The organism is Bradyrhizobium sp. WSM2254, from assembly GCF_000472645.1.
GTDB lineage: Bacteria > Pseudomonadota > Alphaproteobacteria > Rhizobiales > Xanthobacteraceae > Bradyrhizobium > Bradyrhizobium niftali.
Genome location: NZ_AXAB01000032.1, coordinates 89,569 through 105,644 on the forward strand (window position 1 = coordinate 89,569; position 16,076 = coordinate 105,644).

General features: G+C 65.5%; 15 protein-coding genes. 12 read left to right on the forward strand and 3 right to left on the reverse strand.

Annotated features, from left to right (window positions below; all coding sequences use genetic code 11):
- Positions 1–4 precede the first annotated feature (4 nt).
- Positions 5–1,195, forward strand: a complete 1,191-nt coding sequence (uxuA, locus tag A3M7_RS0123815) for a mannonate dehydratase (protein WP_084302447.1) — start codon at positions 5–7, stop codon at positions 1,193–1,195.
- 169 nt (positions 1,196–1,364) lie between these two features.
- Here the strand turns inward: uxuA and A3M7_RS0123820 are convergent, their stop codons facing one another.
- Positions 1,365–2,303, reverse strand: coding sequence for a LysR family transcriptional regulator (locus A3M7_RS0123820; protein WP_027546149.1), 939 nt, complete (start codon positions 2,301–2,303; stop codon positions 1,365–1,367).
- 211 nt (positions 2,304–2,514) lie between these two features.
- On the opposite strand from A3M7_RS0123820, the gene A3M7_RS0123825 reads away from it, so the two are divergent.
- The 6 genes from A3M7_RS0123825 (at position 2,515) to A3M7_RS0123850 (ending at position 8,430) form a co-directional block, all read left to right on the forward strand.
- Complete coding sequence (locus tag A3M7_RS0123825; protein ID WP_027546150.1) at positions 2,515–3,597, forward strand: ABC transporter ATP-binding protein; 1,083 nt, start codon at positions 2,515–2,517, stop codon at positions 3,595–3,597.
- A gap of 35 nt (positions 3,598–3,632) precedes the next feature.
- The gene (locus A3M7_RS0123830; protein WP_027546151.1) at positions 3,633–4,349 is read left to right on the forward strand and encodes an HAD family hydrolase; all 717 of its coding nucleotides are present in this window, start codon (positions 3,633–3,635) and stop codon (positions 4,347–4,349) included.
- Positions 4,350–4,364: 15 nt separating this feature from the next.
- Positions 4,365–5,672, forward strand: coding sequence for an FAD-binding oxidoreductase (locus tag A3M7_RS0123835; RefSeq protein WP_027546152.1), 1,308 nt, complete (start codon positions 4,365–4,367; stop codon positions 5,670–5,672).
- Positions 5,673–5,700: 28 nt separating this feature from the next.
- Positions 5,701–6,750: an ABC transporter substrate-binding protein gene (locus tag A3M7_RS0123840; RefSeq protein WP_027546153.1), complete on the forward strand. Its 1,050-nt coding sequence runs from the start codon at positions 5,701–5,703 to the stop codon at positions 6,748–6,750.
- 85 nt (positions 6,751–6,835) lie between these two features.
- Entirely contained in the window at positions 6,836–7,648 is an 813-nt protein-coding gene (locus A3M7_RS0123845) for an ABC transporter permease (RefSeq protein ID WP_049823648.1), read from the forward strand.
- Positions 7,645–8,430, forward strand: coding sequence for an ABC transporter permease (locus tag A3M7_RS0123850; RefSeq protein WP_027546155.1), 786 nt, complete (start codon positions 7,645–7,647; stop codon positions 8,428–8,430). Before A3M7_RS0123845 ends, A3M7_RS0123850 begins: the two co-directional genes overlap by 4 nt.
- A 143-nt stretch (positions 8,431–8,573) precedes the next feature.
- On the opposite strand, the gene A3M7_RS0123855 is transcribed toward A3M7_RS0123850, so the two are convergent.
- Positions 8,574–9,224, reverse strand: a complete 651-nt coding sequence (locus tag A3M7_RS0123855; RefSeq protein ID WP_027546156.1) for a TetR/AcrR family transcriptional regulator — start codon at positions 9,222–9,224, stop codon at positions 8,574–8,576.
- A gap of 62 nt (positions 9,225–9,286) precedes the next feature.
- Positions 9,287–10,123, reverse strand: coding sequence for a transporter substrate-binding domain-containing protein (locus A3M7_RS0123860; protein ID WP_027546157.1), 837 nt, complete (start codon positions 10,121–10,123; stop codon positions 9,287–9,289).
- 113 nt (positions 10,124–10,236) lie between these two features.
- Between A3M7_RS0123860 and A3M7_RS0123865 the strand changes: the two genes are divergently transcribed.
- From A3M7_RS0123865 to A3M7_RS0123885, 5 genes are all read left to right on the forward strand, one after another.
- Positions 10,237–11,154, forward strand: a complete 918-nt coding sequence (locus A3M7_RS0123865) for an NAD(P)-dependent oxidoreductase (RefSeq protein ID WP_027546158.1) — start codon at positions 10,237–10,239, stop codon at positions 11,152–11,154.
- Between the two features lie 147 nt (positions 11,155–11,301).
- Positions 11,302–12,963, forward strand: a complete 1,662-nt coding sequence (locus A3M7_RS0123870) for a thiamine pyrophosphate-binding protein (RefSeq protein WP_027546159.1) — start codon at positions 11,302–11,304, stop codon at positions 12,961–12,963.
- Between the two features lie 3 nt (positions 12,964–12,966).
- Positions 12,967–14,232 (forward strand): FAD-binding oxidoreductase, encoded by a 1,266-nt coding sequence (locus A3M7_RS0123875; RefSeq protein WP_027546160.1) that lies wholly within the window; start codon positions 12,967–12,969, stop codon positions 14,230–14,232.
- Positions 14,233–14,241: 9 nt separating this feature from the next.
- On the forward strand, positions 14,242–14,985 hold the full coding sequence (locus tag A3M7_RS0123880) for an aspartate/glutamate racemase family protein (RefSeq protein ID WP_027546161.1): 744 nt from the start codon (positions 14,242–14,244) through the stop codon (positions 14,983–14,985).
- A 108-nt stretch (positions 14,986–15,093) separates the two neighbouring features.
- Complete coding sequence (locus tag A3M7_RS0123885) at positions 15,094–15,795, forward strand: GntR family transcriptional regulator (protein ID WP_245284308.1); 702 nt, start codon at positions 15,094–15,096, stop codon at positions 15,793–15,795.
- The last annotated feature ends 281 nt before the right edge of the window (positions 15,796–16,076 follow it).

Consider the following 16,076-nt stretch of genomic DNA (forward strand, 5'->3'; position numbering starts at 1 on the left):
ACCCATGATGCTAGAGGGATGGCGCTGGTACGGGCCGGATGATCCGGTCTCGCTCGACGATGTCAGGCAGGCCGGGGCGAGTGATATCGTCTCGGCGCTGCATCAGGTGCCGATCGGGGAGGCCTGGACACGCAAGGCGGTCGAGGAGCGCAAGAACTTCATCGAGAACGGTCAGCCGGGTCGCTCGCCGCTGACCTGGTCGGTGGTGGAATCGATTCCGATCCCCGACGATGTCAAGCGGCTCGGGGGCAAGGCGACGAAGTCGATCGAATCGTGGATCGCGAGCCTGGAGGCGGTGGCCGCCTCCGGCATCAAGATCATCTGCTACAATTTCATGCCGGTCGTCGACTGGTGCCGCACCGATCTGGAATGGGAGCTGCCGAACGGCGCCCGCGCCATGCGCTTCGACCAGGACCGCTTTGCTGCGTTCGAGCTGCACATCCTCAAGCGTCCTGCCGCTGCGCAGGAATATTCGCCGGAGCAGCAGGCGCGCGCCAAAAAGCTGTTCGACCAGATGAGCCAGGCCGACATCGACTACCTCGTCATGGTCATCGCCAGCGCGTTGCCCGGCTCGACCACCGAGCCGATGACCATCCCGCAATTCCGCGACCGGCTGGAAACCTACCGCGATATCACGCCAAAGATCCTGCGGCAGCATCTCGCCGAATTCCTTGCGCGCGTGACGCCGGTGGCCGAGCAGCTCGGGGTGTCGCTGACGCTGCATCCGGACGATCCGCCGCGTCCGTTGTTCGGCCTGCCGCGCATTGCCTCGACCGCCGACGACTATCAGGCGCTGTTCGACGCGGTGCCGTCGAAGGCCAACGGCATCTGCCTGTGCACGGGCTCGCTCGGCGTGCGGGCCGAGAACAACCTGCCTGACATGGCCGAGCGCTTCGGCCCGCGCATTGCATTTGCGCATCTGCGCGCGACCAAGCGCGAGGCCGACGGCCTGTCGTTCTACGAATCCGACCATCTCGATGGCGATGTCGACATGGTCGCGGTGCTGAAGGCGCTGCTGAAGGAGAACGCGCGGCGCGCACCCGACAAGAGAATCGTCTTCCGCCCCGATCACGGCCACCGCATGCTCGACGATCTCGCCGCCACCAAGCGCACCAATCCCGGCTATACTGCGATCGGCCGCCTGCGCGGCCTCGCCGAGCTCCGCGGCGCGATCAGGGCAATCGAGCATCATTGAAAGCGTGATGCGTGTGACTCTTCGCCTCTCCCCGCTTGCGGGGAGAGGCCGGATTGCATCGAAGATGCAATCCGGGTGAGGGGGACTCTCCGCGAGTCCAACTCTCACCGTCCTTGCGGAGACTCCCCCTCACCCCGACCCTCTCCCCGCAAGCGGGGAGAGGGGGCAACTAATAGCACGCGGCCATCGCGCCGAGTTTGGGATAGAGCTTGTCGATCGCGGCGATCTCGCTTTTCATCTGCGCGATGATCCAGTCGCGGATCTCAGTGGCGATGGGGCGCATCGGCCGGTTGCGCGGCGGCAGGAATTCGCAGATACGGCGCGTGGTGGTGAGTGTGTCGGAGGCCGGCACCAGCGCGCCGGTCAAGAGCCAGTGCGAGGCGACCGTCAGCCAGCCCAGCGCGATGCCCTGGCCGAGCAGCGCAGCCTGCATCACGACGGCATAGTCGGTGAAACTCAGCGCCTTGGCCGCGCCGCGGCGCCCGGTGAGAAGCGATGCGTAATCCGCGGCCCAGTCGCCGGGCGTCTCGGCGAGGCGGATGATGGTGTTGCCCTCGGCCGGATCGGTCGCGCCGAGATAGCCGGGGCTGCACATCGGCAGCATCACTTCCTTCATCACCAGCGTGCCGCCGGATGACGGCTCGTCGCGGTCGCGGAAGCGCATGCCGAGATCGACATTCTCCACCGGCCCGCGCAGCGCGCCGGAGATCAGCTGGAAGCGCAGGTCGACCTCAGGAAACTGCCGCTGCAGCTTGTCGATGCGCGGCATCAGCCAATGCGTGGTGAAGGCGGAGGAGACCGACAGCGTCACCGTCTCGGTGCCCTTGCGGCGCCGCTCGATCTCGACGAGGCCGCTCTCGATGCTGCGAAAGCCTTCGAGCACGCGGCGATACAAGAGCTCGCCTTCCTCGGTGAGCACCGCGCGGCCAGCCTTGCGGTCGAACAGGCGGACGCCGAGATGCTCCTCGAACTGTCCGAGCATCCGGCTCACCGCCGGTTGCGTGACGTTCAGTTCGGCGGCTGCCGCGGTGAAACTGCCATTGCGCGCCGCTGCGTCGAAGACGAACAGGGCGTTACTGGAGGGCAGCATCCGGCGCAGCTCGGGCATAACGCCATGTTATGGGCGCGGTGAGAATTTGGCAATTGCCGAGTTTTGCCAAGTCTGGTGTCATTGGCATGACAGCCTAAAGACAGGGGCTTCGAGCGAAGGATTGGTTGCAGTGCACGCTGCAACCAGGAGTGCTCCAACTCCCTGTCTATAAAGCAGGCTTATGGCGCGCAGTGAGGCACGCCGGCTGAGGACATGGCGAGGTCGATCGTTGGACAAACGAGCGGAAAGCGTCGAGATCAGGTCCGCGAGCAAGGCTTACGGCGCGGTTCGCGCCCTCGACGACGTGTCCCTCAATGTCGGCGCCGGTGAGTTCGTCTCGCTGCTCGGCCCCTCCGGTTCCGGCAAGACCACGCTGCTCGGCATTTTGGGCGGCTTCATCCTGCCGACCTCGGGAACCATTCTCTTCGGTGGCCGCGACGTCACTTACATGCCGCCGCACAAGCGCGACATCGGCGTCGTGTTCCAGAACTACGCGCTGTTCCCGCACATGAGCGTCGGCGAGAACGTCGCCTTCCCCTTGCGCGCGCGCCACCTGCCGAAGGCGAGTTGGCCGGACAAGGTGCGCGCCGCGCTGGCGATGGTCGGCCTTGCCGGCTACGAGGAACGCGGCATCGCGCAGCTCTCCGGCGGCCAGCGCCAGCGCGTGGCGCTCGCACGCGCCATGATCTTCGAGCCGCAGCTGATCCTGATGGACGAGCCGCTCTCCGCGCTCGACAAGCAGCTGCGCGAATCCATGCAGATCGAGCTGCGCGCGCTGCACCGGCGCATCGGCGCCACCATCATCTACGTCACCCACGACCAGCGCGAGGCGCTGACCATGAGCGACCGCGTCGCCGTGATGAAGGACGGCCGGCTGATCCAGATCGACGAGCCGGCGCGCCTGCACGACCATCCCGCCGATTCCTTCGTCGCAAGCTTCATCGGCGAGGCGACGATGCTGCCGGTCCGCCGCGTCGATGCCTCCAGCGTCGCGCTCGGCAACGCCCTGTTGCGCAGTGCCCGCGCCATTCCCGACGGCGATGCCTTGATGCTGGCCGTGCACAGCGAGAAGCTGCTGATCGACGACGGCGCGCAGGATGCCGCCTGCAACCGGCTCAGCGGCACCGTCACCGAGATCGTCTACCAGGGCGAAAGCCTGCGCATTTTCCTCGCGCTCGAAGGCGGCATCGCGCTCAGCCTGCGCCAGCCGAGCTACCACCAGGCCTACAGCCGCATCCCGCCGCTCGGCGGCAACCTCACCGTCACCCTCCACCCCGAGGACACCATCGTCGTCCCCAGGGTGGGAGACTGAATCCAGCCTAGTCCAACCCGAGAGAAGAAACGCAAATGTCGTCCCCAGCCTCGTTCAGCAATTTCAAGGTTCTCACCTTCGACGTCGTCGGCACCTTGATCGATTTCGAGACCGGCGTGCTTTCCGCGGTGCGCAGGATTTCGGGCAAGACGCCGGCCGAGCTCAGCGACGACAAGATCTTCGAATCCTACAAGCGCGGCCGCGACAAGCATTATGAGCGCTCCAGCGAGGTGATGTTCCACGTCTACCGCCATCTCGCCAAGGAGCTCGGGCTGCCGGCGGACGATGCGTCCTGCGACGTGTTCCAGCTCGCCGTGCTGCGCTGGGGGCCGTTCCCGGACTCGGTCGAGGCCTTGAAGCGTCTGCGCACGAAATTCCGTCTGGTTGCGATGACCAATGCGGACCGCGTCGCGCTCTCGTGTTACGCGCACGCGCTCGGCAATCCCTTCGACGACACCGTCTGCGCCGATGACACCGGCGTTGCCAAGCCGAACCCGGAATTCTTCGCCTACAACAAGGGCCGCCAGTCCGCCTTCGGCTACAAGCAGTCCGACATCCTCCACGTCGCGCAGAGCCAGTACCACGACATCGGGATCGCGCGGAAGCTCGGCTACAAGGTGTGCTGGATCGAGCGCCGCCAGGGCATCGCCGGTTTCGGTGGCACGCCGGCGGTGGAGACGCTGACCAAGCCGGACTTCCATTATCCGACGCTGAAGGCGCTCGCCGACGCTGCGATCGGGCCGGCGGCGTAACTCATGAGCGCGGGCATGACACGAGACTGGAGCGCGCTGCCATCGGCCAATTCGCTGTGGGAAGCCACGGCGGAAGCGGCGCGCGCGTTTCCGGTCCTGTCGGGCGAGCTGCAGGCGGACGTGGTGATCATCGGTGCGGGCTATACCGGCCTGTCCGCAGCGCACCACATCGCCAAAAGCGGGCTCGCCCCTGTCGTGCTCGAGGCCAACCGCCCCGGCTGGGGCGCGAGCGGGCGCAACGGCGGGGTGATCACCGCGAAATTCCGCCTGTCGTTTCGCGAGATCGACGCCGTGCACGGCCGCGCCATGGCGCGGCGCATGTACGAGATCGCGCATGAATCGACTGACATCGTCGAGGAGCTGGTGTCCGAGTTCGGCATCACCAGCGCCGCGTTGACGCGCGCAGGCCAGGTCAAGGCCGCGCACAACGAGACGACCTTGAGGGCCGCGATCGACGAAGCCAATTGGATGACGCGCGAGATGGGCGATGTGGAGGTCCGCATCCTCGACAAGCGCGGGGTGCGCGAGGAGACCGGCTCGGACATCTTCGTCGGTGGCGTGCTCAATCCCGGCTCGGGCGGTATTCATCCGCTGAACTATCTGCGCGGCCTCGCCGACGGCGTGGCGCGCCGCGGTGTCTCCATTTTCCAGGAATCGCCGGTGCTCAAGCTGAGGCGAGAGCAGGGCGGCATCGTCGCGGAGACGCCGCAGGGCGCGGTGCGGGCGAAGCAGGCGATCATCGCCACCAACAGCTACTCGGACCTCACCGGCGCCACCGCGCAGATGCAGCGCACGCTGATCCCGTTCCGCAGCGCCATGGTCGCAACGGAAAAACTGCCGCGCAATCTCGCCGGAAAGCTGATGCCGACCGGGCGCACCTATACCGAGACCAAGCGCATGATGCGCTGGTTCCGCATGGTCGACAACCGCGTCATCTTTGGCGGCCGCGGCGCGTTCGGCAAAGAGGACTCCGAAGCCGCGTTCGACGCCTTGCGCAAGGCGATGGTCGGCATCTTCCCTGATCTCACCGAGGTGCCGCTCGCCTACAAATGGTCGGGCCTCGTCGCCATGACGCTGGACTCGGTGCCGCATATCGGCCGGCTCGACGACCGCACGCTGTTCTCGATGGGCTACAACGGCGCCGGCGTTGCGATGTCGAGCCTGATGGGGCGCTATCTCGCCGCCTTCGTGCGCGGCGAGGCGCCCGACGTCGGCCTGCTCGACGCGCGGCGGATGAAGGCGATTCCGTTCTATCCGCTGCGCGAGCCCGCCGTGCGCATGGTCGCCGGCTGGTACCAGTTTCTCGATGCGATCGGTCAGTGAGATCTCTTTGGCGATGGAGGAGGCGAGGATGACGACGAAACAGAATTCTGCATTGGGCTACGCCCTGTTGGGCGCGATCGCGTTTGGCGGCACGGCGGCCAGCGCGGCCGAGCAGATCACCTTCGTTTCGCAAGGCGGCGCCTATCAGCAGGCGCAGACGGTGGCGATTCTCGATCCTTCCGCCAAGAAGCTCGGCATCACCATCAACCAGGACTCCATTCCCGATGCCTGGCCCGCGATCAAGACCCAGGTCGGCAGCGGCAAGCCGATCTGGGATGTCGTCGACACCCCGACGGGCTATTGCCTGCGCGGCGGCGAGCAGGGGCTGATCGAGAAGCTCGACTTCTCGAAAATCCCGAACGCCGCGGCGATGCCGGAGGCCTATCGCAGCCCCTATTCGGTATCCTACGAGTTCTATTCCAGCGTGCTGGCCTTTAGCCAAAAGACCTTCCCGAAGGACGCGCCGAACAGCTGGATCGATTTCTGGGACGTCAAGAAATTCCCCGGCCGCCGCGCGCTACGCAATCACCCGATCGCCACGCTGGAAGCCGCGCTGATGGCCGACGGCGTCGCGCCCGACAAGCTTTATCCGCTCGACGTCGACCGTGCCTTCAAGAAACTGGAAGAGATCAAGCCGCACATTACGGTGTGGTGGACGTCGGGCGCGCAGTCGGCGCAGCTTCTCAATGACGGCGAAGTCGACATGGAGATGGCCTGGAACGGCCGCGTCAGCGCGGTGGCCAAGGAAGGCGCAAAGGTGTCCTTCACCTACAACCAGGGCATCCTTCAGAGCACCTCGCTCTGCATCCTCAAGGGGGCGCCGAATCTCGAGACGGCGGTGAAATTCCTCAACGAGGCCGTCGATCCCGTGCACCAGGCCAATCTGCCGCTGCATATCGACTACGGCCCGGGCAATCCCAAGGCGTTCGAGACCAACGTGATCAAGGCCGAGCGCGCGGCGCAACTGCCGAGCGAGCCGGCCAACGCGGCCAAGCAGGCGCTGATGTCCTACGCCTGGTGGTCGTCGCCGGCCGGCGAGGCCGCTGAAAAGCGCTGGGCGTCGTTCATGCAGAAGTAGACGTAGAGCTAAGCGAAGCGAGGCAGCGTTGACGATGTCAGTGCCAGATCCCTCCCAAAAGCATCAGCGCCGCGAGCACGGCCTGATGCTGGCATTGGTGTCGCCGGCGCTGCTGGTGATCCTGGCTCTGATCGTGCTGCCGGTCGGCTGGCTGGCCTGGCAGTCGATCTACCATGACGGCTTCACGCTGGAGAACTATCGCCGCGTCTTCACCGAAGACATCTACTGGCGCAGCTTTGCGCTGACCTTCGAGATCAGCCTCGCGGTCACATTGATCGCGCTGCTCCTCGGCTATCCCGTGGCGTATCTCGCCAATGCCGTGCCGAAAGGCTGGAGCATCCTCATCCTGTCGCTGGTCGTGCTGCCGTTCTGGACCAGTGTGCTGGTCCGTGCCTATGCGTGGCTGGCGCTGCTCCAGCGCACCGGCGTGATCAACCAGCTTTTGCGTTATCTCGATGTGATCTCCGAGCCGCTCGCGCTGGTCCACAACACCTTCGGCACGGTGGTGGCGACCGTGCACATCCTGCTGCCGTTCATGGTGTTGCCGCTCTACGCCACCATGCAGAAGATCCCCGGCGACCTCATGCAGGCCGGCGCCAGCCTGGGGGCCAGCCCGTCGCTCACCTTCGTCCGCGTCTTCCTGCCGCTGTCGCTGCCGGGCGTGCTCGCGGGCTGCACCATGGTGTTCGTGCTCTGCCTCGGCTTCTACATCACGCCGGAATTGCTCGGCGGCGGCCGCACGGTGATGGTGTCGATGCTGGTGAGCCGCAATGTCGAACTCTACAACCAGTTCGGCGCGGCCAGTGCGGTCGCGGTGGTGCTGCTCGTCAGCGTGCTCCTGATCTTCCTCGTCGTCAGCCGCTTCATTTCGCTCGATCGCATATTGGGGCAGAAATGACGCGCTTGTCCCCCGCCCGGATCGTCCTCTACGTGATCAGCGCGCTGGTGCTGGTCTATCTGATCCTGCCGGTGCTGATCATCGCGCCGATCTCCTTCTCCAGCGCGCGCTTTTTGACCTTCCCGCCGCCGTCCTTCTCGCTGCGCTGGTACCAGCAATATTTCGCCAACCCGGCCTGGATGCAGGCGACGCGGGTGACGCTGACGGTCGCGTTTTTCACCGTGGTCATCGCAACGCCGCTCGGGGTTGCCGCCGCCTATGCCATCAGCCAGTCGAAGCTGCGCATCATGCGGATCATCCACATGGCGCTGCTGCTGCCGCTGGTGGTGCCGATCATCATCACCGCCGTCGGCATCTTCTTCGTCTATGCCAAGGTCGGCCTGGTCGCGACCCTGCCGGGCCTCGTGCTGGCGAACGTGATGCTGGGCCTGCCATATGTCGTCATTTCCGTGCTCGCGGGGCTCCAGAGCTTCGATCCGGCGCAGGAGATGGTGGCGCGCAGCCTCGGCATGAACCGCCTGCGCAGCTTCTTCGCGGTGACGCTGCCGCAGATCATGTCCAGCGTGGTCGCCGGCGGCATCTTCGCCTTCATCTCGGCGATGGACGAGACCATCGTCGCGCTGTTCATCTCCGGCGGCCAATACCAGCCGCTGACCAAGCGCATGTTCACCGCGCTCCGCGACGAGATCGACCCGACGATTGCCGCGATCTCGACGCTGATGACGGCGGCCTCCTTCATGCTGGTGCTGCTGGCGAGCACGCGGCAGAAGCGGAGTGGGTGAGGGGGCTGCTGCTCCGCTCTCGGTGTCATCACCCGCGAAGGCGGGTGATCCAGTATTCCAGAGACGTAGTGATTCCTCGATAGGCTGCAGCGTACTGGATGCCCCGGTCAAGCCGGGGCATGACAGCGCGTGTGTGGAGGTCGCTAGGCCTTCGCCGCCAGCCACGCCAAAATCATCTCCACGATCTGCGTCCGGCTCTTCGCCAGCACCCTGGGCTCGCTGAGGTCGCGGTCGAACAGGGCGCCGAAGGTGTGGCGGTTGGCGACGCGGAAGAAGCAGTAGGAGCTGATGGCCAGGTGCAGGTCGATGGCGTCGACGTCGTCGCGGAAGACGCCCTCGGTGCGGCCGCGCCTGAGGATGCCGTCGAGCGTCGCGATCACGCTGGCGTTGAGCTGGCGCAGTTGCAGGTTCTGCTTCAGGTGCTTGCCGTGGTGGATGTTCTCGATCGAGACGAGGCGGATGAAGTTCGGATTGCGCTCGTCATGGTCGAAGGTCGCCTCGATCAGCCGGCGCAATCCCTCGCGCGCGTCGCAGCTTTCGATGTCGAGCTGATCCTCGAGCGCGCGGATGCTGCGATAGGCCTCCTCCAGCACCGCGAGGTAGAGCTGCTCCTTGCCGCCGAAGTAGTAATAGATCATCCGCTTCGACGTGCGCGTTCGCGCGGCGATCGCATCGACGCGGGCGCCGGAATAGCCCTCCGAGGCGAATTCGGCCATCGCCACTTCGAGGATGTCGCGCTTGGTGCGCTCGGGGTCGTTGGTGCGCTTCGATGGGGGCGGCATGCGCTCGAGCATCACTGTTTCTCCCGCCAGTTTCCATGGAAACCGGGGGCGCGGCAACCCGAACGACGAATGTGTCAGAACTGCACTTCGCCGGGAATGTCGTCCGCGCCGAGACCGACGGCTTCAAAACCCTTCAACATCCATTCGCGGGTCTGGCCCAGCGAGCGGTTGTAGTCGGCCCAGGCGCTGAGAAAGTCCTTGTAGCGCCGGTCGCTTTCGGCGCGGATGCCCATGTTGGTCGGTAGTGTGAGCAGCGGACGTGGCACCGCGAGCTCACCGAGCGTCGGGTTCTTCTTCAAGGTCGCGACCGAAAGCACCGCCAGCGAAATGTTGCAGTCCGCGCGTCCGGTGGCGACGGCGAGGATCGCCTCGTTGCGCTCCTTGAAGCCGAGGATCGTCGCCTTCGGGCAATAGCGGCGCGCGATCGTCTCGTGGGTCGAGCCGATGTCGACGGCGATCTTGACCTCGGGCTTGTTCAGCTCCGCCCAGGTTTGCGGCTTGGCAAAACCCTTCTTGGTGATGACGGTGAAGGAGTGCACCAGGATGGGGGTGGAAAAGTCGATGACCAGTGAGCGCTCCGGTGTCGGGTTCACGGCGAAGGCAAGGTCGATCTTCTCGGCCTGGAGATCCAGGATCTGGTTGCCCCAGGTCGATTCCAGCGTCTCGACCTTGGCACCGAGCTTGCCGGCGATGTCGTTCGCCATGTCGATGCAGGCGCCCGACCATTGATTGGTGGCGAGGTCCTTGTGGAAGTAGGGATCCTGGCCGGCGATGACGGCGATCCGCAGCACACCGCTCTTCTTGATCCGTTCGAGCGTCGAGCCCGGCGCGGTGTCGGCCTTGGCCGAACCGGTTGCGGCGATCGCAGCTCCAGCGAGGGCGACAGTGGTGAGTGCATCCCTGCGATTCATGGCAGTTCTCCTGGGCAGTCGCTTCTGGACATTCGAACCCGGCGTCTGGACTATTTCTGTATTCAGACTAAAATGCAATACGGTATTTCAAACTGGACAGGAAAGACAGGCCCGTGCGCGCGCTCTTCGTCGATGCCAATGACACCCTTGCCGCGGTCACCGAGAAACTGCTGCGCGCGGACGGCCTTCCGGTCGGCATCAATCGCAACCCCGCGATCACTCCCGACGACCTGCCAGGCCTTCTTGACGGCGTCGAGATCATGATCGTCGACCATACCGCGGTGCCGACGGCGATTGCCGCGAAATGTCCTGCCTTGAAGCACGTCGTCTTCCTCGGCACCGGCGCGCGCAGCTACGTGAATCCGGAAGAGCTCGGCCAGCGCGGCATCTCCGTTCACACCATCAAGGGCTATGGCGACACGGCCGTCGCCGAATGCGCGATCGCCCTGATGTGGGCCTCGGCAAAGAGCTTCGGAGAGATGGATCGCGGCATGCGTGAGGGCAATTGGCTGCGCCGCGACGCGCTGCAGCTCACCGGCAAGACGCTCGGCCTGATCGGCTTCGGCGGCATCGCGGCGGAAGCCGCGCGCATGGCGCTTGGCTGCGGCATGAAGGTGATCGCCTGGAACAGATCGCCGAAGACGCATGCCGGCGTCGAATTCGTCTCCCTGGAGAAGCTTCTCGCGGACAGCCACGTCGTCTCGCTGCATCTGCTTCTCAACGACGAGACCAAGGGGTTTCTGTCGCGCGAGCGCATCGCGCAGATGCGTCCCGGCGCCATCCTGATCAACACGGCGCGCGGCGCCGTGGTCGACGAGGACGCGATGTGTGATGCGCTACGCTCCGGCCACATCGCCCATGCCGGCCTCGACGTCTTCACCGTCGAGCCGCTGCCCCCGGGCCATCCGCTGACGAAGCTGCCGAACGTGACGCTATCGGCGCATTCGGCGTTCCGCACGCCGGAGGCGAGTGACAACCTGATCGGCGCGGCGCTCGATCACTGCCGCCGCATCATGGCGAATGGGCGGTAGTGCAAACAGCAGGGGCGGGCATGACGCCTGCGCAGGGAGCGGGAAGCCTTTCGATCTTGCACCTCCTGTTGGCCTGTCCTACGCCACCTCCGAACGAAATTTTCGCGAGGCGCTCGAGCGCATCGCCAAAGCCTGCAGGGAGCCGTCATGACCATTCGTAACACCCGCACCGGGGGCCAGATCCTGATCGATCAGCTCGTCGCCCAGGGCGTCGAGCGCGTCACCTGTGTGCCGGGCGAGAGCTATCTGGCGGCGCTCGACGCGCTGCATGACAGCCCGATCGACGTCATGATCTGCCGCGCCGAAGGTGGCGCCGCGATGATGGCAGAGGCCTATGGCAAGCTCACGGGCCGCCCGGGCGTCTGCTTCGTCACCCGCGGCCCCGGCGCGACCAATGCCAGCCATGGCGTCCACATCGCGATGCAGGATTCGACGCCGATGATCCTGTTCGTCGGCCAGGTCGACACCGGCATGCGCGAGCGCGAGGCGTTCCAGGAGCTCGACTACAAGGCGGTGTTCGGCACCATGGCGAAATGGGCGGTCGAGATCGATCGCCCCGACCGCATTCCGGAGCTGGTCGCGCGCGCCTTCCGTGTCGCCATGCAGGGCCGTCCGGGTCCCGTGGTGATCTCGCTGCCGGAGAACATGCTGACCGAGACCGCCGCCGTCGCCGATGCCATGCGCATCGAGCCGGCGGTGAGCTGGCCCGCGCCCGCGGACATCGAACGCGCCGGTGCGATGCTTGCGAGCGCCAAGGCGCCGCTGGTCATTCTCGGTGGCTCGCGCTGGACCGATGAGGCGACCAGGAGCATCGCGCGCTTTGCCGAGCGGTTCGACCTGCCGGTGGCGACCTCGTTCCGCCGGGCCTCGCTGATCGACGCCGACCATTCGCATTACGCCGGCGATCTCGGCATCGGGCCGAGCCCGGGCCTGAAGGCGCGCATCGATGGCGCCGATGTCGTTCTGCTGATCGGCGGCCGCATGTCGGAGATGCCGTCCTCGTCCTACACGCTGCTCGACATTCCCACCCCGCAGCAGAAGCTGATCCATGTGCATCCGGGCTCCGAGGAGCTCGGCCGCGTCTACCAGCCGGCGCTCGCGATCCAGGCGACGCCCGCCGCGTTCGCCGCCGCGGTCGAGACGCTGAAGCCCTCCGGCGCGGTGGCCTGGAAGGGCGAGGCCGCCAAGGCGCATGCCGATTACCTCGCCTGGACCGAGAAGGCGCGCGAGCTGCCGGGCGCGTTCCAGTACGGCCAGGTCATGACCTGGCTGCGCGACCGGCTGCCAAAGGACGCGATCGTCTGCAACGGTGCCGGCAACTATGCCGGCTGGATCCATCGCCACCATCGCTTTCACAGCTTTGCGTCCCAGCTCGCCCCGACCTCGGGCTCGATGGGGTATGGCGTGCCGGCGGCTGTGCTCGCGAAGCGCCAATATCCGGATCGCACCGTCATTGCCTTTGCCGGCGACGGCTGCTTCCTGATGAACGGCCAGGAATTCGCGACCGCCGTGCAGTACGACGCGCCGCTCGTCGTCATCGTCGTCGACAATTCGCAATACGGCACCATCCGCATGCACCAGGAGCGCGACTATCCCGGCCGCGTCGTCGGCACCCAACTCAAGAACCCGGACTTTGCGATGTACGCCAAGGCGTTCGGCGGCCATGGCGAACGTGTCGAGCGCACCGAGGAGTTTGCGCCGGCATTCGAACGCGCACTGGCGTCGGGCAAGCCGTCGATCCTCCATTGCATCATCGATCCGCGCGCGATCTCGGTCGGCAAGGATTTTGTGCCGTCGGTGAAGGCGTAAGCGATGCCCGAAGGCCGCCACGTCGCCATCATCGGAGCCGGCGCGGTCGGCGTGATCAGCGCCATCGAGGCGCTGCGCGAGGGCCACCGCGTCACGCTGATTGATCCGGGCGAGCCCGGTGGCGAACAGGCGGCGAGCTACGGCAATGCCGGCTGGCTCTCCTCGCATTCGGTGATCCCGCCGGCCGAGCCTGGCATCTGGAAGAAGGTGCCGTTCTATCTGATGGATCCGCTCGGCCCGCTCGCGATCCGCTGGTCGTATCTGCCGACGGCCCTGCCCTGGCTGATCAAGTACCTGCTCTCGGGCTGGACCGAGGCGCGCGTCGAGAAGACCGCCTTCGCGCTACGCGATCTCCTGAAGGATGCACCGCTGCTGCACAGGAAGCTCGCGGAGGAGGCCGGCGTTCCAGAGCTGATCGAGCGCAACGGCGTGATGCATGCCTTTCCGTCGCGCGGCAATTTCGACAACGATCTCGGCTGGCGCCTGCGCAAGCGAGTTGGCGTCGAGTGGCTGGAGCTCAACGCCGACGAGATGCGGCAACGTGAGCCGGACCTGCATCCGCGCTACACCTTCGGCGTGGTGGTGGAAGAGGCCGGGCGCTGCCGCGATCCCGGCGCTTACGTTGCGGCACTGGCCAATCACGCGCTGGCAAGCGGTGCCAAGCTCGTGCGTGCCAAGGCGACGGGGCTGAAGCTTTCCGGCGACAAGCTCGTGGCTGTTCTCACCGAGACTGGTGAGATTGCTTGCGATGCAGCGGTGGTCGCCGCCGGCGCCCGATCGAAGCAGCTCACCGCGTCCGTCGGCGATCCGCTGCCGTTGGAAACCGAGCGCGGCTATCACGTCATGATCGAGAATCCGGAATCGGGTCCGCGCAGCTCGATCATGGCATCGGATGCCAAGATGGTGGTGAACTGGACCGACAAGGGCCTGCGCGCCGCCGGCACCGTCGAGATCGCCGGCCTCGAGGCCGCGCCGAACTGGAAGCGCGCCGAGATCCTGCGCGACCATCTCTTCAGCATGTTCCCGAAACTTCCGAGGGACATTCCGGCCTCGCGCATCAAGACCTGGTTCGGTCATCGGCCCAGCATGCCGGACGGACGTCCCTGCATCGGTTACGCGCGCGTCTCGCGCGACATCGTCTATGCCTTCGGCCACGGCCATGTCGGCCTGGTCGGCTCGGCCCGCACCGGCCGTCTCGTCGCCCAGCTTCTGAGCGGCAAGCAGCCCGAGATTCCGCTTGCGCCGTTCTCGCCCACCCGCTTCCTCTGAGGTCGCACCATGACCAGTTCTGCCAGCTCGTCCTCCCGCATCGCCCGTGGCGGCAAGGCCATCTATGGCGCGCCGCTCGGCATCCTGATGCTGGAGGCGCGCTTTCCCCGCATTCCCGGTGACATGGGCAACGGCTCGACCTGGCCATTCCCGGTGCTCTATCGCGTGGTGAGCGGCGCCTCGCCGGAGAAGGTGGTGCTGAAGGGCGCGGCCGGCCTGCTGCCTGACTTCATCGATGCGGCGAAGGATCTGGTGCGGCTTGGCGCGGAAGCCATCACCACCAATTGCGGTTTCCTCTCGTTGTTTCAGAGGGAGATCGCGGCGGCCGTCGGCGTGCCGGTTGCGACCTCATCGCTGATGCAGGTGCCGTGGGTGCAGGCGACCTTGCCGCCCGGCAAGCGCGTCGGCCTCGTCACGGTGTCGGGCTCGACCCTGACGCCGGCCCATCTCGAAGGCGCCGGCGTGCCGCTCGACACGCCGCTGGTCGGCACCGAGAACGGCAAGGAATTCTTCCGCGTCCTGATCAAGGCCGAGAAGGACGACATGGACGTCGGCTTGGCCGAGCGCGACGTGGTCGAGGCGGGCAAGCAGCTCGTCGCAAAGAACCCCGACGTCGGCGCCATCGTGCTCGAATGCACCAACATGCCGCCTTACGCGGCGGCGCTGCAGGCCGAGGTCGGGCTGCCGGTCTACGATATCTATTCCATGATCACCTGGTTTCATGCTGGACTGCGCCCGCGCGTCTTTGCCTGATTCCAGGTGTCGCAAAGCTCTGAACAAGCTCTGCCAAGCTGTCCTTTGCATTGCAATCATCTTCACGGCCCCGGTATATTGGGCTGTGTTCGGGCATGAATGCAGCTTATGAAGAGCAACGTGGAACTGGCTTCCGATAGCATCGTCGATCGCGTCTATGAACAGCTCAAGGCGATGGCCGTGAGCTACGAGTTCAAGCCGGGCGAACGACTCAACGAAGGCGAGCTGGCAAAACGTCTCGGCGTCAGCCGCACGCCGCTGCGCGAGGCGCTCAACCGTCTCAACACCGAAGGCTTCCTGCGCTTCACGCCGGGCAAGGGCTTCTTCTGCCGCGAGCTCGACGCGCACGAGATCTTCGATCTCTACGAGCTGCGCAAGTCGATCGAGGTCGCCTCGGTCCGTCTCGCTGTCAAGCGTGCCAAAGATGAAGACATCGACGCGCTCTTGAAATTCCTCGAAGCGACCGGTCCCGATCCCGGCGAGCGCTCCTCGGTCGAGCTCGTCGAGCTGGACGAGACCTTTCACGAGCGGCTGATGGCGATGTCGAACAACGCCGAGATGCTGCGCGTGCTGCGCAACGTCAACGCCCGCATCCGCTTCGTGCGCTGGATCGACATGGACCGCGTCAACCGCTCCAACACGCAGGCCGAGCACCGCGCCGTCGTCGAAGGGTTGAAGGCGCGCAATGAGGAGGCTTGCGTCTCCGTGCTGGAAAAGCACATCGACCGCCGCCTCGACCGCATCACGTCCGCGATCAAGGAAGGCTACGCGCAGATCTACATGCCGGCCGCGAGGTCGGCGGCGAACTAGATTATCAGCCTGAGCGACGGTGCTTCTTCCCTTCTCCCTTTGTGGGCCTGTTGCGTAATTCGTCAATTGTGATTCCCTAGGGCAAAGCCTTGGAGGGTAGCGATGGCGGTTAAGCAGACGGGACAGCCGAGCTTTGTGGAAGCGCTGATGCCGAAGGGGGCCGGCGCCAATGCGGCGCTGGATCGGCTGGCTGGCCTGGTCAAGTGGTACCGGTTCGAGAAGCTGATCGGCCATTTGCGGGATGAGGAGAGTCCCGGTCGGCCAGGCTATCCGGTGCTGGT